Genomic DNA, 21,758 nt, shown 5'->3' on the forward strand with positions numbered 1-21,758 from the left:
CAATAGCGTCCTAAACATTTAAAAAAAGGCACAAAAAAAGAGAGTTAATTTCGGATCTCAAATTATCTTTGAGTTGCACACCTAAAAAAGACTCTCTCGATGGTAAATATAACACTGTTTTCACAAATAATAGCAAAACTTGATCGTTCAAAATTCAAAAAAATCGTAAAAGAAAAACAGACAGACAAACACAACAAAGGATTTAATAGTTGGAGTCACCTTGTCTCTATGTTATTTTGTCATTTTGCCCGTAGCAAATCTGTTCGTGATATTAGTAATGGACTTCGTTCAGCCACAGGCAACCTAAATCACCTTGGTATAGATAGAGCACCATCTAAATCCTCAGTAAGTTATCAGAACATAAACAGAACTCATAAACTTTTTAAAGAGTATTATTTTGTTTTACTTCAAAGTTTAGGACAGCACCCCAAATTTAAACAAGTGAAGTTTAGAATCAAGTCAAAAATCTTACTATTGGACTCCACCACAATATCACTATGCTTGAGCATCTTTGATTGGGCTAAATACAAAACCAATAAAGGAGCAGTTAAAATGCACACATTACTTGATTTTGATGGAAATCTACCAGCTTATATCAATATTACTAATGGTAAAACAGCTGATAATAAAGGAGCTTATGATATTCCTTTACTTAAAGGTAGTGTTATAGTTGCCGATCGTTTTTATAATGATTTTAGCCTTTTAAACGTTTGGGACAGCAAACAAGTATTCTTTGTCATTAGACATAAAGACAACTTAAAATTTGAAACAATTAAAGAGTTGGAACTACCTGAGAATAGACATCAAAATATTTTAAAAGATGAGATAATTACTTTAACTAATAGTAACTCAAAACAACTATATCCTAATAAACTAAGACGAGTAGCGGTATGGGATCAAGAAAATGAGCAAGTTATAGAGCTTATCACAAATCAATTTACTTGGACTGCTAATACAATTAGTGAGCTTTATAAAAGTAGATGGATGGTGGAAATATTCTTTAGAGACCTTAAACAACTTCTACACATTAAGTCTTTTATAGGAACTTCAGAAAATGCTGTAATGATACAAATTTGGACTGCACTTATCACTATTTTAATACTGAAAGCTCTACGTGCTCAGTCTCAATTTGGTTGGCATTTATCTAATTTAGTCGCTTTTATACGTCTAAACCTTTTTGTTAAAATTGAACTGCAAAAATGGTTAGATAATCCGATAAATGAGGTAGAAAAACCCCCTCCAAAATTGATACAGGGGGTTCTGTTTTAAATTTTATCGAAATATCATCTATAACCTACTAAAATGGGAGGATATTTTATGCCTTAAATTTATTTAGGACGCTATTGATAATTCTACACTATACCTCATCAATTAGTTCACTAAACTTGAGTATTGACAAGGGGTAATGCTATTTTTATCACAGATAGTATTCTAGAGTATTTTATTACCTCTATAATGATAATGTTCTTTTTAGAATAAAATTGATACCTACTCTACCTCTTCTATTTAATCCCATTTATGCTCAGATGACAAGGCTAACTTACCTCCTCCTGTAAAGAATAACCCAACAGCAACTAAGGCATAGATACCTAATAACTCTACCTTCCATCCACCATTATCATTTAAGCTAAAGATATCTGAGCTCTGTACTAATAACATAGCCGTAATACAATTAATTACAAATACTAAACTGGCTAATCGTGTTCTATATCCTATTAAGATCAGAAGAGGTGCTATCACTTCTCCTACATAGACTCCGTATCCGAAAAAGGCAGGAAGCCCTTTATCCATTAACACACTTTGGATAAACGAAATACCATTAAATAATTTTCCTATTCCGTATAACAACATTGGAAAGCCAATACTAATACGCGTAATTAATAAACCGATGTCTTGATTCTTGTTCATTTCTATTGTATTTTAAAGATTTATTTTTGCAAAAACACCAACGTTTTCTAGGTGTTTCCATGAATTATTAAACTGTTCTAAGTTGACTGCTACACCGAAGCTATATTCCTCATACTTCACCCCTAATCTGATATGTTGGAATCCTCTGGTATATTCTTCTGCGTTCACATTACCGACTGCAGATACTCTGAATAATCCTTTCACTTTATCTGTCAGCTGAGGGGTATATTCAAATAATAATGATTGTTCTAGTGTAAAACCTGCTTGGTATGTTGTCCCTACAGCATAAGAGAACAATACCTCCTTACCTGATACCTGATATTGAAGCAACATACTGGCAAACTTGCCTGGATTCTTAATTCCTATAGAGGTGTTTAAAGTAAAGTGTTTTGAAAATTGATAAGCTAGCGTATTACGCATAAATAGAATATTGTGCTTATCATTATCATATTCTGTATCGAATAGAATAAGGTTCTGAAGTTTGACCTTATCGCTAATCTGATAATTAAATGTATGGGTGTAAAAGTAAGAACGGTGACCTACCATTCCTTCTGGATTATATGAAAATTTCTGAGCGAAAACACCTTGCCCAAAAACCATTAAAATTACTACATAAAAAAAAGCTAATCTCATTTGTCTTCTATTCTTATTTGTATAAGACAAATGTATTAGCTCGAGAGAACGTGCTTCTTAAGATAACTTAAGAAAAACTTATTAGGTAAAAAAACTTATTTATTATAAGTTCTTTTTCTTTAAATAGCTTAGAAACTCAGGAGTCACACCTAGATAAGAGGCTATGATATACTGAGGTACACGTTGCTCTATATCTCTGTACTCCTTTATAAACTTCTGATAACGAGAGTACACCTCTGTACTGAGATTCTCTAACATACGCTCCTGTAGTGCTACATAAGCACTCTGAATCTTAATTCTAAAAAATGTAGATATCTCCGGAACTTCTTGATAGAGTTGCTCTAGATTAGATTGACTAATTTGCAAAATTACAGCAGGTTCGATAGCTTGAATATACATCTGAGAATCTTTCTGTGTCAAAAAACTATACAAATCATTTATCCACCAATTCTCAATACCAATCTGTAGGGTATGCTCTTGACTATTCTCATCTAGATAATAACATCTAGCGCTCCCTTCTACAATAAAGCGCATAGACTTAGAAGGTTGCCCTGGAGTGAGAAGAAACTCTTTCCTTTTTAATTTCACTATTTCTACGCTGTCTAATACTTTATGTACAGTGTGTTCATCCAGTGTAATAGTTTGTCTTAAATGTGCTATAAAGACATCAAAATACTGCTCCTGCATATTCATTGCTCAAAAATAAAAAACAAAGAAACACTTTTTACAGCAATATAAAAACGATAAAAAAAGCTTTATTATCAACAAAACATATCACATATCAAACAATATCATTTTATAATGAAGCTTAACAAACACTCCTGTTTTGTATTCTAAAAAGCTTTATTACTTTTAGGGTAAGACAATCAAAGGTTAGAAGGTCTTAATCTATAATTACTACTATTAACAACACAATCAACTACTTTTTATCAATGAAAAAGGGACTATCGCTTGATAGTCCCTTTTTTAATTTATCTATAATAGATTCTAAAAAACACTCTTTATTACTACTTATGATGCAGCTACTACTTTAAGCCCAATAATAGACCCTATCAAAGTAGCGATAAAAAACATCCTCCAAAAAGTAGCAGGATCTTTAAACACAAATATTCCTACTAATACTGTTCCTACAGCACCTATACCAGTCCATACTGCATAAGCTGTTCCTAGTGGTAAGGATTGAGTTGCCTTTACAAGGGCTGCCATACTACAAACTAAGGCTATCAAAAAAGCGGCATACCATCCTACTGCTTCTGTTCCTGTAGCCTCCTTAGCTTTACCTAAGCAAAAAGTAAAACCTACTTCAAATAATCCACCAATAATTAAAATTATCCAGTTCATTTGTTCTAAAAATTTAAGCGTGCAAAGGTGGAGAATATAATTTTATTATTTTTTATCAAATGAAAATAAAATTCTCATTTATTTTTAATATAGAAACTTATCTACTAAGTGTAATTATTCTTGACCTATAAACAAGAATTAGCAAATGCTAGAATACTTCGGTTTAAGACAGCATATAGTTCTGCTGACAGTTCCTTATACCTCTTCTCTTGATTATCATTACTGAGCTGTCCTACATCATTCCACGAGCCCATCCCCCCGAATACATAGGCTCTATCAGTAGCTTCCATTAAGGCTAAAGCCTCTTCTGTGTATCCCCCTTCTACGATCATATCTTTTAGATAGGTAGTTGTAGACGGCTTCTTATTCTCTAATACACTCTTAGCTCCTGTGAATATCGCTTCCCAATTAGAAAGTTCTTCTACCTTACAAAAAGCTACTAGCTCTTCTAATACTGACATAAGGGCTAAGCTCTGTTCTTTTATCTCATACTTAGTGCTAGGCAATTCGTCAATAGGAGCAAGTCTATAGGTTACATCCCATATTCTATCTGCACCTAACTGACGTTTATCCTCATTGACCTCCCACTTGCTATACCAAAACTCTGATCGATCTTCTAACACAGTCTCTACCATCCATACTCCCCCACCTCCTACAAATCCTGCTGTCATATACTCTGGTGTATTCGGTTTTGCAAAAGATTGATAGAATAACTTTACTTGCTTTACTCCTCTGAATTTTAAAGAAATAAACCAGTCTATAGGCGCTTGAGTTGTATATTGACTCTTATCTCCTACTACAGGAATATGAAATAACACTTTATTACAATACATAGAGATCTTCTCTCCTTGATTAGAAATCTCTGGTAAATGATCATTTAAGTATGCGTTAGAATAACTAACTACACTAACCATTTGAAGGATCGATACATTCATAGCTATAAAATAAAGCCCTAAATTATATAAATATACGATAGGACACAAAAACTAAAAGCCAATATTCACAAAAATATTGAGCATAAAAAAGTATATCTATATGCTAAAAACTGTATATTGCTGGAATAGATAATACTTAATATTTCTAATCATGGCTAGTCCGGTTAAAATCCCTTATCAGAGTTTTATAAAAATAGATAGAAACTCTACTACTGCAGTATATATGCAAATCGCTAATCAGTTTAGCAATGCTATACAACGCAACTTTATCCCTGAAGGGACTAAACTACCTGGCACTAGAACAATCGCAACATTGCTTTCGGTAAATAGAAATACAGTAATCGCGGCATTTGAAGAAATAGCAACACAAGGATGGATAGAAATGATCCCTAATAAAGGGTGTTTTGTATTGAGCAAAAAGTCTATTCGCCCTAAAACAAGTACTGATATAGATTATCAGAATATTCAACAATATCCAAGTAAACCAGGATATTCCTTTCAAGTCAATAATGTGCTAGATTCTCCTTATGAGACAAATCATTGTGACTATATGTTTAATGATGGTACGACAGATACAAGAATAAGCCAACTGAGTCAACTATCTTCTTTCTATAGTGCTAACCTCAAAAGAAAAAGCAATCGAAAAAAACTATACAATATAAAAAGTGAGGATAACTACCCATTCAAAAGTAATATGGCGAATTATCTAAACCTATCTAGAGGACTACATATCAGTAAGAATAATATACTGATCACACGTAATACCGAAATGAGTATCTACATCGCTTGTAGAGTACTACTATCTCCTGGTGATAAAGTGATCGTAGCTAAGCTGAGCTACTACTCTAGTAATATGACATTTCAAGAAACTGGAGCTCATGTACTAACAGTACCTGTAGATGAGCATGGTATAGATGTACAAGCTATAGAAGAACTGTGTAAATCTCATACTATTCGTATGCTGTATTTAACACCTCATCATCACTACCCTACTACTGTAACACTAAGTGCACAGCGCAGAGTAAAACTTCTCAACTTAGCACGTAAGTATGGTTTTATTATTCTAGAGGATGATTATGATTATGACTTCCATTATGACAAAAGCCCTGTATTACCACTAGCAAGTGTAGACTCAGATGGTATGGTAGTATATATAGGATCATTTGGCAAATCATTAGCGCCAACTTTTGAGCATGGGTTTATTGTAGCACCAGAAAGTGTATTAATAGAAATGCAGAAATACCTGAGATTACTAGATCCTAGAGGAGACATTATCATGGAACAGGTACTAAATGAATTAATAGAAGAAGGCGAAATCTTTAGATATCTAAAAAAAGCTTCTAAAATATACAAAGAAAGACGGGACTCTTTCGCTGAATTATTACAACAGTTCTTTAATAATGATATTCATTTTACAGTACCTGCTGGTGGATTAGCTATTTGGACAGAATGGAACATTCCTATTAACCTGATGCAACTACATAAACAATGTGCTAAAAATAACTTATATCTACCTAAAACCCTACTCTATCAAGACAGAAAATTAACAGGAATGAGATTAGGATTTGGTCATTTAACAAAAGATGAAATGGAAGTTAACCTAGATATTCTTTATCGTACTATACATGCGCTAAAACCTTCTAAATAGAAACCAATTCACATTATTTTAAATACCCATATTTAATTTTTATCATTATATTTGTTTAGTATTTCCTAATTTTAACAATTAATATGAAAACATTTAAGACTAGTATTTTTATAATATTATGTGGAGTAGCCTTTTATAGCTGTAAAAAGGAAGAGAGCTTTAAACTTCCTGAAATGTCAGAACATGAAAAGTCATTAAGCATACATGTGATTGGTGATTGGACAGAATTCACTCCCTTTAATGAGAATAAGCCTAAGAGTTTTTCTTTAAAAGAGAATGGAGACGCTACATCAGTAAATATGATGACTAGTGAATATGAGAATTGGTGGATACAGAATCACGAACTTCTAGTGTTATCTAATAGAGATACCTTACATTTTACAATCAAAGCAAGTAGTGAGAATATCCTTGTTTTAGAAAAAAAAAATCAAGAGTTTACCTATAAAAGAGTAGGTACAAATTAATTTATACCTTCAAACATAAACAAGAGAGGGAAGTATCATAACGTATACTTCCCTCTCTTTTTTTATATTGTCATATATCACCAAATCGGTATTTTATGCAGATAAGCTAGCTGGAATAATTTGTCCTCTATAGCATCACTTCTAATATATCCTTTATACTTAGATGAGCTCATTTCTTTATAAATACGTTTAGCTTGACCTACTAGACCTTCTTGCTTTATAAAGTTATTAAAGCCTAAACAATTCTCTTCATAAGAAGCAAAACATGTCATAAAATCTAATGGATATACAAACTGTTTAGGAGACATATTTATATTAAATCTCCATCCTTGTTCAATAGTATAAGCTATCAGTGCCTCTCTATTTCTAAACTGCTCAAATATCGGATTCACATAAGTAGAAAGAAGCTCACTGAAAACAGCTGTTTGCTCATCAAGGTTCTTGGAGTTAATTTCCCAACTAAATTTCTTCGGGAGAACAGGAATAACATCATTAAGATTAGCGATAAAAACAGTATCTACTGCTAAATCCTTACTTCTGTACTTCTGCAACCTCCATGTTTTTAACTGTTCTGACAACACCATGACAAAGCATGATAACTGTACACTAGTTTTCACTTCGCTCTGAATAGCATGAAACTTCAATACTAACTCAAAATCTGATGATTCTATTCGTTGTTTTAATATCAGACCTTTCTGAGTAGCTACAAAGCCTTCATGTAGATAAGGTGTACTGATATTCTGAATAAACTGTAAAAAAACTTGTTTCCCTGACATAAAAACAGTTTAAGGGTTGTATTTTATTCTCTTACTAGTTCAATACAGTTTGCATTCTCCTCTTTGTTTTCATGCTCTAACTTATAGATTAGGGCTTCCATCTTTCTATAAAAACTAAAATATGAAGCGAATACAAACAAAGTAAGTAATGATAAGGCATTAATAATCACCCCTAGCTCGATAATATACATAACATCTACTCTAGTAGCGATACTATACTGATAGATACGCAACAAATAGATCAATAAGAAACTAACCCAAAGCAATAAAATCCAATAAGATCTAAACTTCTTTAGTCTTGTACTAGTATTTTTATGTATATAAAAGACTGCACTGATCGTCATCTTATTCAATAATCGATAAGGCATCACTAAATTAAAGACAGGTAAAAACCATCCGAATATTATCCAATACTTAGAATCATTTAATCGAGTATCTAAAGACTGCATATTCACATAGGCTCTATAAAACCATACGATAAATACTATAAAGAAAAAAGCGGCAGCTACAATATTTAATACTGTCACAATGAAGTTTATAGTCTCGAACCTTACTAAATCTTTATTTACATATTGCACACCTAGATTCGCTTTAGTATATATATTGTGCTGGATTAACAAACAGTTCAAACTAGCTACTGAAGATATTATCAATAGCTTAATTGCGACTATTAAAGCATCACCTCGACTTACATTAGACAATAACATATTTCTAATTTGTATTTATAGTTTACCTCCAAAGTTCTTGACTCTGAATCTTTATTTCTTTTACTGTATTTCCCTTTGTGTCTCCTATTTTATTCTCACAAACTACCCAATACATTAGTTTTCTCTTACTCTTTGGGTTAGTATAAACACAGCTAAGCAAGGGAGAATCAGGACTGTTACCTCTACCATTCTTATACTTCATAGGTGTAGTACAGTAAGGTTCTAATTCTTCTATCGTTGTATTATATAGATATGTAGGGTCTGCAAATTCTACTTTGCCTTTGGCATCTTTGGTATATGTGCTTTGCATTAAAAACTGTAGCGTATAGAACAACTTCTCTCCCTGTTTTAGTTTCTCAACAGAAAAACGAGATTCTTCTGCAGTTTTATACGGGATATAATACAAAGTATCTCCTTCAAAATTATCATATATACTGTAATCCATAGCTCCTTCTTTCATCTCTTTAGGGGCAATAGCTAAGGTCTTTAATATTTCTCTTACTTGATTATTATCTACATTCTCCTCTGTAACTAACTCCATTAATTGACCTATCTTCTGACTAAAAGATTGCTTCTGTGCACACATAATTGTTACACTAAGAAAGGCTACCATAGTAAATACTATTCTATACATAATTCTCCTTTTAATTTCTCTAAATTAAAACAATTGAAAGTGAACACAAAATAACTAGTACGTAAATTTCTGAATATATTCAGCTCGTTTCTCTTTACTTATTTTGAGTCCTTGCTCAATATAATTATCAACAGAACCGTACTCCTTCTCTATTCCTTCAAACATTGCTTGAATATAAATAGGCTTAATCCACGAAAAGTTCTCTATAACCTGATAGTTAATCTTCGGAAAGATCACTTTGCCTACTTTAGCAAGCTTCATTCTTCCCTCTACTTCACTTACTCTATAATTATTAGATAACATATATTCAGAAATGATAGTCTCTCTATCTACCTCTAAGATACTAAGTATCATAGCTCCTATCATACCTGTTCTATCTTTACCTGCAGAACAATGGAACAACACTGCTTCTTTTGATTCAAAAACATCATCCATTATCTCTCTAACTAACTGTGGGTTCTCTGTCATATACAGTTTATAAAACTCCATCACTAGACTATCAGATTGTACAGGAGTCACTTTTCCTTTAAGCACATCCTTTTTAGTCTTAGAGAACATATCCTCAGAATCGTCATACACTTGCACATTCTTATATACTACACCTTCTGGTACTCTATCAGGTTTCTTCGTCACTTCTTTATCCGTACGCAAGTCTATAACTGTTTTGACATTTAGATTTTCAAGTTTAGCATATTCTTTCTCCTTTAGCTTAGAGAGGTGGCCACTTCTAAAGAAATGCCCCCATATGACCTGTTTTCCGTCTTTATTTCTAATCCCTCCCATATCACGAAAGTTGTGAACCTTCTTAAACTCAATATGCCTATTTGATCGATACACAGTATCATGATTAGAAATAACGGGAAATACTTGTCTTTCATTAGTTTTTACAAAATATTGACCTACCTCTGTCTCTACATGCGTACTTTGATCTAAGACAAGTTTTTCATCAGGAGTCAATTGCACCATATACCCTTTTTTGCTTTCTGTTACATTATCATTTTTATCTAAATCAGAAAAAGAAATAGGTTGATAAGCTTGATACGAACATCCTACAAAAAAAGTTGATATAAATATTATCTTGAATAAAGTATAGTAGCGCATAAATATTGATATTACTGTTACTAACAAAAATAAGTATAATAATCTAGAATACAACTTCTGACATAGTTATGAAAAAAAAGATCCCAAATGCAAGAAGCAAAATGGGATCCTTTAAAAATATATAGATAACTATTATGAATTCATGTATTTACTGATGTCGAAGTTAAGTCCTTGTGCAACTCTAGTACCTAGTTCAACATTAGCTCTAAACCAGTGGCACAGCTGTCTTCCGATAATCTCATCACGCTTAGGCCCTTCTACACCACTCATTGCCGCAACGATATTAGCTACAGTATTTGTTTTCTCTTCAGCAGTCATAATCTCGTATAGTTTTCCTGGTTGACTGAAGTGGTCATTCTCTCCTTCTCCATTTCTATCATATCTATCAGCCACAACACTATGCAACTCTTGAGCTGGTTCTTTATAACTTTGATCTACTGTAATATTATCAAAGCTATTTGGGAAGTAGTTAGGTGCGTCATCACCATTACCATCTACTCTCATATAGCCATCTCTCTGATAGTTATTAGTCATAAATGGACAACGGTTCACTGGGATTTGCTCATAGTTAGTACCCAATCTATAACGTTGTGCATCTGGATAAGATAAAATACGACCTTGTAACATCTTATCTGGAGAGAATCCAATACCATCTACAATATGTGTTGGCGCAAAAGCTGCTTGCTCTACATCTTGGAAGTAGTTTTTAGGCATTCTGTTTAATTCAAGTACCCCTACATCGATTAGTGGATAATCACCATGTGGCCATACTTTTGTTACATCAAATGGATTAACAACTGCTTCTTTGGCTTGTTGTTCAGTCATCACTTGAATTTTTAGATTCCATTTAGGGAAATTACCATTAGAGATATTTTCATATAGATCTCGTTGTGCATAGTCCATATCAGTCGCTCTCATTTGGTCTGCTTCTGGCCCTGTAAGGTTTTTAATTCCTTGAGCTGTTTTAAAGTGGAACTTCACGAATACTCTTTCATTCTCGCTATTAATCATAGAGAAGGTATGGCTACCATATCCATTCATATGTCTAAATCCAAATGGAGTACCTCTATCAGACATCAAGATCAATACTTGGTGTAAACTCTCAGGGTTTAATGACCAGAAATCCCATACCATAGTAGGTGATTTTAGGTTAGTACCTGGGTGTCTTTTTTGAGTATGGATAAAGTCAGGGAATTTCTTAGCATCTTTAATAAAGAATACTGGTGTATTATTACCTACTAAATCCCAGTTACCATCTTCTGTATAGAACTTCACTGCAAAACCACGTGGATCACGCTCTGAATCAGCAGACCCTTTCTCTCCCCCTACAGTAGAGAATCTAACAAAAACGTCTGTTTGTTTTCCTACTTCACTAAATAATTTAGCTTTAGTATATTTCGTGATATCATTTGTTACTGTAAATGTTCCATAAGCTCCTGAACCTTTTGCATGTACAATACGCTCTGGAATACGCTCTCTATTAAAGTGAGCTAACTTCTCATGTAAAATATAATCTTCTAGTAATACAGGACCTCTAGCACCTGCTGTTAATGAATCCTCATGATCTACATAAGGTCTACCTGAAGCTGTTGTCAATTTCTGTTCTTTCATAATTATTATTTTTGTCGTTTATCTCTCTTTTTCTTTTACAAACTTACAGCTATAATCCACTGATAACTAGATTTTAGCATACTTTGAATCAATACATGTATTGATAAAATCTATCACTATTAAAAAACACATAACTCTTTTCAATACCTATAATTATTTAGTGCACTCAAATTTTAAGCCATTTCTATATCTAAAAATACGTTTTTTTTAGCTTATTAACTTTATTCTCTGATTATAAAATAGTTAATAATAATTTCAATTAAAATATATTTATCTCTGTAAATGCAGTATCTTTCTAACTCTTAGCAAATGGTAATTTTCAACACACAATGAATACAGCAGAATTTAGCTTTATATGTTTTGATCAATTAAATTCAGTTCAGAAAGATAACTTAGTACAAAAAATTAAAGAACTAAGTAACTTACCACAATACTTACAGGCAGACAGTGGCAAAGTAAAATATTGGAATTCTATTTTTAAAGTATTTTCTAGTCAGCAATTTATAGTACTAGAGAATAATAACCTTGTTGCAACTATACATTGTGTGCCTTTACATTTAACTAAAACAGAGTTCGCTAAACTCTCAGATGGAGGGTGGAGATGGGCATTAGAGAAATCATTTGCCGACCATGAACGTATCCTAAAACCAAATACTCTGTGTTGCTTATCTATTTTTACGAATAAGTCTTATTCTGAAAATGAAGTACACCAATATGTAATAAACAACCTAAAGCTTTATGCTACTCAAGAAGAATATCAAAACATTATCTGTCCCATAAGACCTAAGATGAAACAACATTATCCCTTACAAGATATAATGAATTATTCTCAATGGATTAATAATTGGGGATTACCATACGATATTGAAATTAGAAAACACGTAATCAATGGAGCTATTATTCAAGGTGTCTGCACTACCTCATTCTACGTCGAAGGTACTATTCTTCAATGGGAAAAATGGACTGGGTATACTTTTCAGTCTTCTGAAGAATACATTTTACCTATGGGATTAACTACGCTTAGAGTAAACGTTGAGCTTAACAAAGGATATTATACAGAGCCTAATATCTGGATGATATATAAACTGTAGATCTAGCTATTTTGAATAGAAAAAGAAATAGAAGTACCTATTCCTCTTTTACTCTTTACAATAAGTTTTGAATTCAACCCTCGAAGTCGTTCTTCCATATTTTTAATTCCTAATCCACGCTTAACAGATTTAAAGCTAAATCCTTTACCATTATCTATAACTTCCATACGGAAATATTGGTCTGATAGATATTCTATTACTAATTTACATTCTTTCGCTTCAGCATACTTCTGTACATTTTGAAATGCTTCTTGAAGAACTCTATAGATATTCACTTTTATCTTATGACTTAGTCTCTCTAGTTCTATTCTAGAGTCAATTTCAATACTAAAAACTGTACTGACATTTCTATTTTGCAAATAAACTAACTCCTCTAAAAGCTGTCCAAAATTACTAACTAAGAACTTCTCTTCATTGTATAGCGCATGAGAACTATTTCTAATAAATAACTCTACTTCTTGTACTTCTTTGACTAAAGATTCTTTAACTAACTCAAGGTTATCATTTTCTAATTGTAAAAGAGAAAACCGAGTAACAAATAGCTTGTTCAATACTCCGTCGTGTAATTCTTTTGCAAACTTCTTACGTTCGAGTTCTTGCGCTCTTGTTATACTATTCTGAATATGGATAATAGAATCATAATACTTTTCTGTATCCTTTTGGTACATTTGCACCAGAGCTATTTCCCTTGCCTTATTTCTATAGAAAATAACACATAGTATTCCAATAAAACTAAAAATAAGTGCTATACTCGCATAAGTAATGAGATTATTCTGATCTTTTAAAATCTGATTAGATCGAATAAGCGAATCTGATTCATATTTTAGTCTAGCGAACTTACTTCTTACAGCATTGATATCCTTATTTATCAATTCGTTAATCTGCTTATAATGATAAAAGTTAGATTTAGAGTCAATCTTATCATACATCATAAGTAATTCGATTGCCTTTTTCTGTATTCTTAGATCATCATATTGAGCAGCAGAAGAGAATACCTCTTCTAATAATTTAATCCCATTTACAAACTCCCCTCTTTCTAATTGATATTCAGCATATAGTATTTTATTCAGATTATAAGCATGATAGTTACCTATAGTTAGACTATGATCCATAGCTTCAACTATATAACTTATTACAGTATCATAGTTTTTATACTTTAATTGAAGTGATGCATTCGTATGCAGGAGCATAGAATAAAAAGATTCTTTATCCTTATTCTCCAATTGTTCTAAATACCTAAAAGCTTCTTGAATCGCTTCTTCTGCATCATTGTATTCGCCTTTCTCTATATAGGCTCGAGACAAATTATTTTTAATAGAAATCTTATTCATCAATATCTGTTCCCTTAAATAGAAGTTTTTAAGTTCTTCTGAGTCTAAATATGCTTCAGCTTTTTTTAGCATAGTGATAGCCTCATCATTTTTATCTAAACCCAACTCTATCACGGCTAGTACAAATGCTTGACTATACAGAGTATGCTTTGATACATTATACCCATTTAATGATATAGCTTGTAACAGTTGTATATGAGCTTCTAAAAACACACCTCTGCTAGCTAGCAATATACTGAAATACAAATACGTTTTTTGAAGATCTTCAATATTCTTTATCCCCTTATAATATTGAGCTGATTTATTGTAATAATAATAACTACTATCTGAAATAGCAGTATATTGATAATGCTCGCCTAAATCAAAATAGGCACTCGCTAGTGATGCACTATCCTTATTCTTTAATGCATTAAGATACTCATAGGTTAACTTATTTTTTTCATTATAAACATCTTCTTTATTCGCTAAAGCATTTTGCTTATAATAATACGCGTTACCTAATAAAAGTAAACGTTTAGCCAAGCGACTGGTTTCCACATAATTAACAGAACAAACAACCTCTTTTTTATCTATTAAATCTAGTCCTTGTGTCTGTTTTTGTACACCTACTTGCCTCTCCTTACTTTTAGTACAACTAAGAAAAAAGGGGATTAATAAGCAATATAAAATGTATTTTTTAAACATTACACTTCTTGATTCTAAGAAAAGTTAAATGTATGAAAAATTACGCTATCTCACCTATATCACCAACCTTTTTATTAATATTTTACACAATACTACTAAAATAAATTAATACTCTTGCAATCCTTCCTTAAACACTTCTAAAGCTCTTTCTCTAGCAAACTTATGTTCAACTATTGGTTGTCTATAATAGAGTTCTCGCCACTCAGGAACCCATTTATCCATATAGCTTCCGTCTTTATCGAACTTTTTTGCTTGCTCTGTAGGGTTAAATATTCTAAAGTAGGGTGCCGCATCACAGCCACAGCCAGCTACCCATTGCCAATTCCCATTATTAGAAGCTAAGTCGTAATCTAGTAACTGTTGAGCGAAATATGCCTCTCCCCAACGCCAGTCGATCAATAAATGTTTTACTAAAAAGCTAGCAACTACCATACGCACTCTATTATGCATAAACCCTGTAGCATTTAACTCTCTCATTCCAGCATCTACTAACGGATATCCCGTATTACCTTCACACCATGCCAAGAAGTCTGCCTCATTATTGCGATATTTTATACCCTCATATTTAGACTTAAAACAATGCTTTTCTACTGCAGGGTATAAATACATGATCTGACTAAAGAACTCTCTCCAAATCAACTCTGATAGCCATACATCGTTTTCTTTTAAAGCAATACGTACACATTTCCTAATAGATACTGTACCGAAGCGCAATGCTGTACCCAATAGACTAGTCCCTTTTATACTTGGATAGTCTCTATACTGATCATACCTCGAGACGATAGCTAGATCTACTTCATTGGTTATCTTCCTGTTTTCAGAAGGACGATACCCTAGCTGTTCTAAAGATAGAATATCACTTTGAAAACGATGAAACAATACCTTTTCTAAGGCTACGGTATAATCAAACAAATGATTTTCTGTCAATAATGATCTCCATTTTTTAGCATAAGGAGTATATACTTGATACGCTGTGCCATCTTGTTTTAAGATTTCACCTCCTCTAAAAATAACGTGATCTTTATATTGATAAAAAAGGATATTCTTTTGTTGAAGAAAAGAAGCTACCTCTTGATCTCTTTGAATAGCCTGAGGCTCATAATCTTCATTGCTATAAACAGCCTTTATTAAATAGTTATCTGCTAATTGTTCGAATGCCTCAGATACTGTACTGTGATAACATTGAACGCTTGAATTATACTTCTTCAGCTCGTCATTTATCTTCCCGACCTGCTCGTGAATATACTGCACACGCCTATCCTCTACATTGCTAAACTGCTCTAAAATATCTTTATCAAAGATAAATAGAGGTAGAATAGGGTATCCACTCTCTGCTGCATGATAAAAGGCGACATTGTCTTCTAATCTTAAATCACGTCTAAACCAAACTACTACTACTTCTGCTTTTCTCATCGTTTTCTTATTTATCCCTAGATTACCTTCGTATTATCAAAAAAGGGCTAAGCATTCTTTTATTCCCGAAAGATATAAAAGAATACTTAGCCCTACTAAATCAAATTATAAACTACTTATTAAAAAGCTCCTATTAAACTCATCCAACTCGTACCTACCACTAAATAAATAGCGAGTAGCATAACTCCGATGATTAGACCATAAGTCCACCACGACTTTAGCTCTACATACCCACTTCCGAAGAATACTGGTGCAGGACCATGTCCATAATGTGTTAATGTCCCGTAGATAGATCCCATGAAACCTAACATCATCGCTAATAATACAGGTGGAACTCCTAACGAGACTCCTACTCCTAATAAAGCAGCATACATAGCAGCTACATGAGCAGTCGCACTCGCGAAGATGTAGTGACTAAAGAAGTAAACAATCACAATAATAGGGAAAGCATAATGCCAATCCATATCACCCATTTTACCTTTTACTAAATCACTGAACCATCCGATGAAACCTAATTTATTCAATGAACTCGCCATCATCACTAATACCGCGAACCATACAATAGTATCCCAAGCTCCTTTTTCTGCCTTTACATCATCCCATGTCAACACAGATGTCAACAGTAAGATTGCTAAACCAATAAACGCAGTAGTAGTCGCATCGATACTAAATAAATCTCCAGTAATCCAAAGTGCTAACAGAATAACGAAAGTCATTAACATCAAGATCTCTGATATAGATAGCTTCCCCATTTCTCTTAATTTTTCAGCAGCCACCTTAGGTGCATCGCCTGTTTTCTTAAGTTCTGGTGGGAAGATTTTATATAATACTATCGGAGTCAAAATAAAAGCAACTAACCCAGGTACAAAACCTGCAGCCGCCCATGACATCCATGAAATATTAATTCCCATATCAGCAGCGAACTTCTGACACATCGGGTTACTCGCTGTACCTGTTAAGAACATAGATGACGCGATCAAGTTCATATAATAACAGTTCAGTGTCAAGAAAGAACCTAACTTCTTATGTGTTTCTGGTTTAGTCGCATCAGAACCGAAGTTCATAGCCATAGACTTCATAATAGGGTAGATGATTCCTCCTCCACGAGCAGTATTACTAGGAATAGCAGGTGCTAATACTAAGTCTGCTAATCCTAATCCATACGCTAACCCCAATGTACTTTTTCCAAAGGCGCGAATAAATAAAAACGCTATTCTATTTCCTAATCCTGTTTTGATAAAACCTCTTGCAATAAAGAAAGAGATACCGATTAACCAAATTACTTTATCTCCAAAACCACTTAAACTCAGTGCTATTGACTTACCTGGATCTCCAGGTGCTAACAATTGAAAGAATGCTGTTAGACCTACTGCTAACATACACATTGTTCCCATCGGTGCGGCTTTTAGGATAATACCTAAAATGGTACTTACGAATATGGCAAATAAATGCCAGGCATCTGGAGTTACTCCTTCTGGAATTGGGCAAAACCATAGTGCAATCCCGATCACAGCTGTAATCGCAAGATTCTTAAGATTTACTTCTTTCATCACTTATACGTCTTTGTGGTACAATTAGAATCTACATTGCAATTGGATAAATGCTAGATTAGAATTATAAGTTTTCGAATCTTTTATATTTTCTTTAAAGTTGTCTATTTGCATCCCCAGTTGGATTCTTGCTCCATAATTTTTAAGGAACTCTAAACTAAACATAGGTGTCAATGTCTGACGTGCATTAGAGTTTAACTGTGACTCCGCATCTAGATACTCATATCGACATGCGAACTCGATAGCCTGGAAGTGCTTTTTACCTACTTCATATCGAATATTAGGTAGCACATAGAAACTCTTCATCACATAATCATCTAACTTACCTAAGCGCTTATCAGCTGCCAGCTTAAAGAACGCATCGTGATTAGTCCCTTGCTTAGCCTCTGTTTGAAAATCAAAACACCAACGATCTCCAATAGGAAACTTAGCTGCTGCCTCTACTCCTACTGCATATACATTTTCTTTTTGCACCTCACCTATACCTCCACTAATACCTACATTAAAATCATGCTTCTTATTCAGGTTAAATAAAAGTCTACTTGAGTAATGCTTACCATCATCACTATCCGTCTTATTCTTTCCATTACCATTGGTCACAGAGAACCCGTAACTCATTGGCACTTTACCCAAGTCTACACTACCTGTAATAGCAGCACCTACCTGGAAGCTCATCCACCCATTGTTACCGAATAGATAGTAAGAGTTAGAGTAATCTATTGACTTCACAATATCTACCGCATACGTCTCTTCTAATCCGAATAGAGGTCTAAACTGTCCTACTGTAATCTGAAAGTAACGGTTAACCGTATACTTAGCATACGCATTTTCTAAAACTCGTGTACTTACATCTTTATTCTTAAAGTCCGCAAAATTAACAAGAGCTGTTACTTCTAAGTTTTCAGTAATCTTCGCATTCATAGAAACACGCATTCTCTTGATATCAAAAGAATTGTTAGCATAACTTGTCTTTTCTGGTGTTTCTGAGTGATGTAGTCCATCTATATCCACACCTTTTTTAAAGTTATCTAAGTATCTAGTCTGGAATACTCCTCCTACTTTAAACTTAGGATATTTCTGCGGTTCAGGATTGATAATAACCTTATCTTCGAAGACTTTGATTGTATCTGTCTTGACTTCTTGTGCGAATGAAATAGCGGAGCAGCATAATCCTGCTCCTACTATTATTTTAAATTTTAAGCTATTATAGAGTGTGAGAGTGCTCATAGGCTTATTTTTTATTTGTTATTTCTTAAACTTTAAAAAGCTAGCACGATTGTACTCGTAGTTCATACGTGCAATGTTAAGTACAGAAATACCTTGTGGGCATTCTACTTCACACGCTTCTGTATTAGAACAGTGCCCGAAATCTTCTGCATCCATCTGCGAGATCATTCTCAACGCTCTTTCTTTACGCTCCTCTTGAGATTGAGGTAACAGGGCTAATTGAGTAATCTTAGCTGATGTGAATAGGGCAGCACTACCATTCTTACAAGTAGCCACACATGCTCCACATCCGATACACGCCGCAGAGTCAAAAGCTGATTCTGCTGTCTCATGTGACACAGGGATTGTATTAGCCTCCGGAGCCTGTCCTGTATTTACAGATACATATCCTCCAGCAGAGATAATACGGTCAAAAGCACTTCTGTCCACTTTTAGGTCCTTCTTCACTGGGAATCCCTTTGCTCTAAAAGGTTCTATTAATACCGTCTCACCATCTCTGAACTCACGCATGTGTAACTGGCACGTCGTTGTATTCTCTAATGGTCCATGAGGGTTTCCATTGATTACTACACCACATTGTCCACAGATACCTTCTCTACAGTCGTGGTCGAACTCTACTGGTTCTTCTTTATTTACAATTAATTGTTCGTTTAATGTATCCAACATCTCCAAGAAAGACATATGCGGATTTACATTTTCTAACGTATAATCAACAAGTTTTCCTTGTGTTTTACGATTTTTTTGTCTCCAAATTTTTAAATGCAGTTTCATAGACTTTTTTAATTATTTATAACTACGGATAGTTGGTTGTACGAATTCGAATTTTAACTCCTCTTTATTCAAGATAGGCTCTTTATCTAATGACCCTGGCCACTCCCATGCAGAGATGTATTGGAACTCAGCGTCATTACGCTCAGCTTCCCCTTCCTCTGTCTGGTACTCTTCTCTAAAGTGTGCTCCACAAGACTCGTTTCTAGTCAATGCATCATAACACATTAACACACCGATCTCTAGATAATCTGCTACACGTCCTGCTTTTTCTAATTCAGCATTCATGGTATCATTCTCTCCTGGAACATGAACGTTTTTATAAAATTCATCTCTTAACTTTTTAATCTCTTCGATTGCATAAGTTAACCCTTCAGCTGTTCTAGCTAGACCACAATAATCATATAATAACTTACCTAATTTTTTGTGGTAGTAGTCCACTGACTTATCCCCTTTTATATTTAATAATTGGTCTATTTTTTCTTTATTCTCAGTCACCACTTTGTCGAACTCTGGATGATCTGTAGAGATCTTACCTACTCTAATCTGATCTGCTAGATAGTTTGCGATCGTATAAGGTGCGATAAAGTATCCATCTACAGAAGCCTGAAGCAATGAGTTCGCTCCTAATCTATTCGCTCCGTGATCCGCGAAGTTCGCTTCTCCTAATGCAAATAATCCAGGAATAGTAGTCATTAACTCATAATCTACCCATAGTCCTCCCATAGAGAAGTGAGCAGCAGGAGATATCTTCATTGGTTCTTTATACGCATTGATACCCGTGATCTTCTCATACATACGGAATAAGTTTCCGTACTTCTCAGCGATTTTTGGTTGTCCTTGTTCTTTGATTGCTTTAGAGAAATCTAAGTATACCGCATTCTTTAATGGTCCTACACCATGTCCAGCATCGATACGCTCCTTAGCTGCACGAGATGAGATGTCACGAGGTGCTAAGTTACCGAATGCAGGATAACGACGCTCTAAGTAGTAATCTCTTTCATCCTCTGGGATATCATTTGCCTCTCTTGTATCATCTGCTTTCTTAGGTACCCATATACGTCCATCATTACGCAGTGATTCTGACATTAATGTTAGTTTAGATTGGTAATCTCCAGACTGAGGCAATGAAGTTGGGTGAATCTGAGTCCAGCTAGGAGAAGCGAAATACGCTCCTTTTTTATGTGCTCTCCAGATAGCAGATCCATTACATCCCATCGCTAAAGTAGATAGGTAATAAATCTTACCGAAACCTCCTGTTGCTAATACTACAGCATGTGCTGAGTGTTTCTCTATCTCACCAGTCTCTAAGTTACGCACTACTACACCTCTTGCTTTACCATCGATCACCACGATATCTAGCATCTCATGAGAAGAGTATAGTTGTACTGTTTTCTTATCCACTTGACGCATTAACGCTTGGTAAGTACCTAATAATAACTGTTGTCCCGTTTGACCTCTTGCGTAGAAGGTTCTACTTACCTGTACTCCTCCGAATGATCTATTGTTTAAGTATCCTCCGTATTCTCTACCGAAAGGAACCCCCTGAGCTACCGCTTGGTCGATCAAGTTAAGAGAACATTCTGCTAGACGATATACGTTCGCTTCTCTCGCTCTAAAGTCTCCTCCTTTTAATGTATCTACGAACATACGGTACACACTGTCACCGTCGTTTTTATAATTTTTTGCAGCGTTCACCCCACCTTGTGCAGCTACAGAGTGCGCACGACGAGGTGTATCTTGAAAACAAAAAGCTTTTACATTATATCCCATCTCTCCTAGAGAAGCGGCTAATGAACTTCCTGCTAATCCTGTTCCGATAACGATTACATCAAGTTTTTTTCTATTCGCAGGGTTTACCAAACGAGCAGTTTTTTTATAGTTAAACCATTTTTCTTCTAATGGCCCCTGAGGTATTTTTGCATCTAATTTCATA

General features: G+C 34.1%; 20 protein-coding genes. 4 read left to right on the top strand and 16 right to left on the bottom strand.

Annotated features, from left to right (window positions below; all coding sequences use genetic code 11):
• The first annotated feature begins 99 nt into the window (after positions 1-99).
• Positions 100-1,269 (top strand): IS4 family transposase, encoded by a 1,170-nt coding sequence (locus tag MODO_RS14115; protein WP_006258819.1) that lies wholly within the window; start codon positions 100-102, stop codon positions 1,267-1,269.
• 237 nt (positions 1,270-1,506) lie between these two features.
• Here the strand turns inward: MODO_RS14115 and MODO_RS14120 are convergent, their stop codons facing one another.
• The 5 genes from MODO_RS14120 to MODO_RS14140 form a co-directional block, all read right to left on the bottom strand.
• Positions 1,507-1,908: a DoxX family protein gene (locus MODO_RS14120; protein ID WP_006258428.1), complete on the bottom strand. Its 402-nt coding sequence runs from the start codon at positions 1,906-1,908 to the stop codon at positions 1,507-1,509.
• A gap of 12 nt (positions 1,909-1,920) precedes the next feature.
• Positions 1,921-2,541, bottom strand: a complete 621-nt coding sequence (locus MODO_RS14125; RefSeq protein WP_006258429.1) for a hypothetical protein — start codon at positions 2,539-2,541, stop codon at positions 1,921-1,923.
• A 102-nt stretch (positions 2,542-2,643) separates the two neighbouring features.
• On the bottom strand, positions 2,644-3,234 hold the full coding sequence (locus MODO_RS14130) for a Crp/Fnr family transcriptional regulator (protein ID WP_006258430.1): 591 nt from the start codon (positions 3,232-3,234) through the stop codon (positions 2,644-2,646).
• A gap of 318 nt (positions 3,235-3,552) precedes the next feature.
• Positions 3,553-3,882, bottom strand: a complete 330-nt coding sequence (locus tag MODO_RS14135; protein ID WP_006258431.1) for a DMT family transporter — start codon at positions 3,880-3,882, stop codon at positions 3,553-3,555.
• Between the two features lie 125 nt (positions 3,883-4,007).
• The gene (locus tag MODO_RS14140; RefSeq protein WP_006258432.1) at positions 4,008-4,817 is read right to left on the bottom strand and encodes a hypothetical protein; all 810 of its coding nucleotides are present in this window, start codon (positions 4,815-4,817) and stop codon (positions 4,008-4,010) included.
• A gap of 151 nt (positions 4,818-4,968) precedes the next feature.
• Here MODO_RS14140 and MODO_RS14145 point away from each other — a divergent pair, with 151 nt between their 5' ends.
• Positions 4,969-6,465, top strand: coding sequence for an aminotransferase-like domain-containing protein (locus MODO_RS14145; RefSeq protein WP_006258433.1), 1,497 nt, complete (start codon positions 4,969-4,971; stop codon positions 6,463-6,465).
• A gap of 83 nt (positions 6,466-6,548) precedes the next feature.
• Positions 6,549-6,929 carry a lipocalin family protein gene (locus MODO_RS14150; RefSeq protein WP_006258434.1) on the top strand — a complete coding sequence of 127 codons (381 nt, stop codon included), beginning with the start codon at positions 6,549-6,551 and terminating at the stop codon, positions 6,927-6,929.
• Positions 6,930-7,006: 77 nt separating this feature from the next.
• Here the strand turns inward: MODO_RS14150 and MODO_RS14155 are convergent, their stop codons facing one another.
• From MODO_RS14155 to MODO_RS14175, 5 genes are all read right to left on the bottom strand, one after another.
• A complete protein-coding gene (locus tag MODO_RS14155) occupies positions 7,007-7,705 on the bottom strand; it encodes a hypothetical protein (RefSeq protein WP_006258435.1) in 699 nt (232 codons plus the stop codon).
• A 23-nt stretch (positions 7,706-7,728) separates the two neighbouring features.
• Positions 7,729-8,412 (bottom strand): DUF4328 domain-containing protein, encoded by a 684-nt coding sequence (locus MODO_RS14160; RefSeq protein WP_006258436.1) that lies wholly within the window; start codon positions 8,410-8,412, stop codon positions 7,729-7,731.
• 22 nt (positions 8,413-8,434) lie between these two features.
• A complete protein-coding gene (locus tag MODO_RS14165; protein ID WP_006258437.1) occupies positions 8,435-9,046 on the bottom strand; it encodes a hypothetical protein in 612 nt (203 codons plus the stop codon).
• Between the two features lie 54 nt (positions 9,047-9,100).
• Positions 9,101-10,147: a tyrosine-protein phosphatase gene (locus MODO_RS14170; RefSeq protein WP_006258438.1), complete on the bottom strand. Its 1,047-nt coding sequence runs from the start codon at positions 10,145-10,147 to the stop codon at positions 9,101-9,103.
• 132 nt (positions 10,148-10,279) lie between these two features.
• Positions 10,280-11,758 (bottom strand): catalase, encoded by a 1,479-nt coding sequence (locus MODO_RS14175; protein ID WP_006258439.1) that lies wholly within the window; start codon positions 11,756-11,758, stop codon positions 10,280-10,282.
• Between the two features lie 329 nt (positions 11,759-12,087).
• On the opposite strand from MODO_RS14175, the gene MODO_RS14180 reads away from it, so the two are divergent.
• Complete coding sequence (locus tag MODO_RS14180; RefSeq protein ID WP_006258440.1) at positions 12,088-12,849, top strand: hypothetical protein; 762 nt, start codon at positions 12,088-12,090, stop codon at positions 12,847-12,849.
• Positions 12,850-12,851: 2 nt separating this feature from the next.
• Here MODO_RS14180 and MODO_RS14185 read toward each other — a convergent pair whose 3' ends face one another.
• From MODO_RS14185 to MODO_RS14210, 6 genes are all read right to left on the bottom strand, one after another.
• On the bottom strand, positions 12,852-14,717 hold the full coding sequence (locus MODO_RS14185) for a sensor histidine kinase (protein ID WP_230486168.1): 1,866 nt from the start codon (positions 14,715-14,717) through the stop codon (positions 12,852-12,854).
• Positions 14,718-14,969: 252 nt separating this feature from the next.
• Positions 14,970-16,277: a cryptochrome/photolyase family protein gene (locus tag MODO_RS14190; protein ID WP_006258442.1), complete on the bottom strand. Its 1,308-nt coding sequence runs from the start codon at positions 16,275-16,277 to the stop codon at positions 14,970-14,972.
• A gap of 119 nt (positions 16,278-16,396) precedes the next feature.
• Positions 16,397-17,827: an anion permease gene (locus tag MODO_RS14195; protein WP_006258443.1), complete on the bottom strand. Its 1,431-nt coding sequence runs from the start codon at positions 17,825-17,827 to the stop codon at positions 16,397-16,399.
• Between the two features lie 24 nt (positions 17,828-17,851).
• Entirely contained in the window at positions 17,852-19,054 is a 1,203-nt protein-coding gene (locus tag MODO_RS14200; protein ID WP_006258444.1) for a porin, read from the bottom strand.
• Between the two features lie 18 nt (positions 19,055-19,072).
• Positions 19,073-19,825 carry a succinate dehydrogenase/fumarate reductase iron-sulfur subunit gene (locus MODO_RS14205; RefSeq protein WP_006258445.1) on the bottom strand — a complete coding sequence of 251 codons (753 nt, stop codon included), beginning with the start codon at positions 19,823-19,825 and terminating at the stop codon, positions 19,073-19,075.
• A gap of 12 nt (positions 19,826-19,837) precedes the next feature.
• The gene (locus MODO_RS14210) at positions 19,838-21,757 is read right to left on the bottom strand and encodes a fumarate reductase/succinate dehydrogenase flavoprotein subunit (protein WP_006258446.1); all 1,920 of its coding nucleotides are present in this window, start codon (positions 21,755-21,757) and stop codon (positions 19,838-19,840) included.
• Between the last annotated feature and the right edge of the window lies 1 nt (position 21,758).

It is taken from the genome of Myroides odoratimimus, assembly GCF_001485415.1.
Lineage (GTDB): Bacteria > Bacteroidota > Bacteroidia > Flavobacteriales > Flavobacteriaceae > Flavobacterium > Flavobacterium odoratimimum.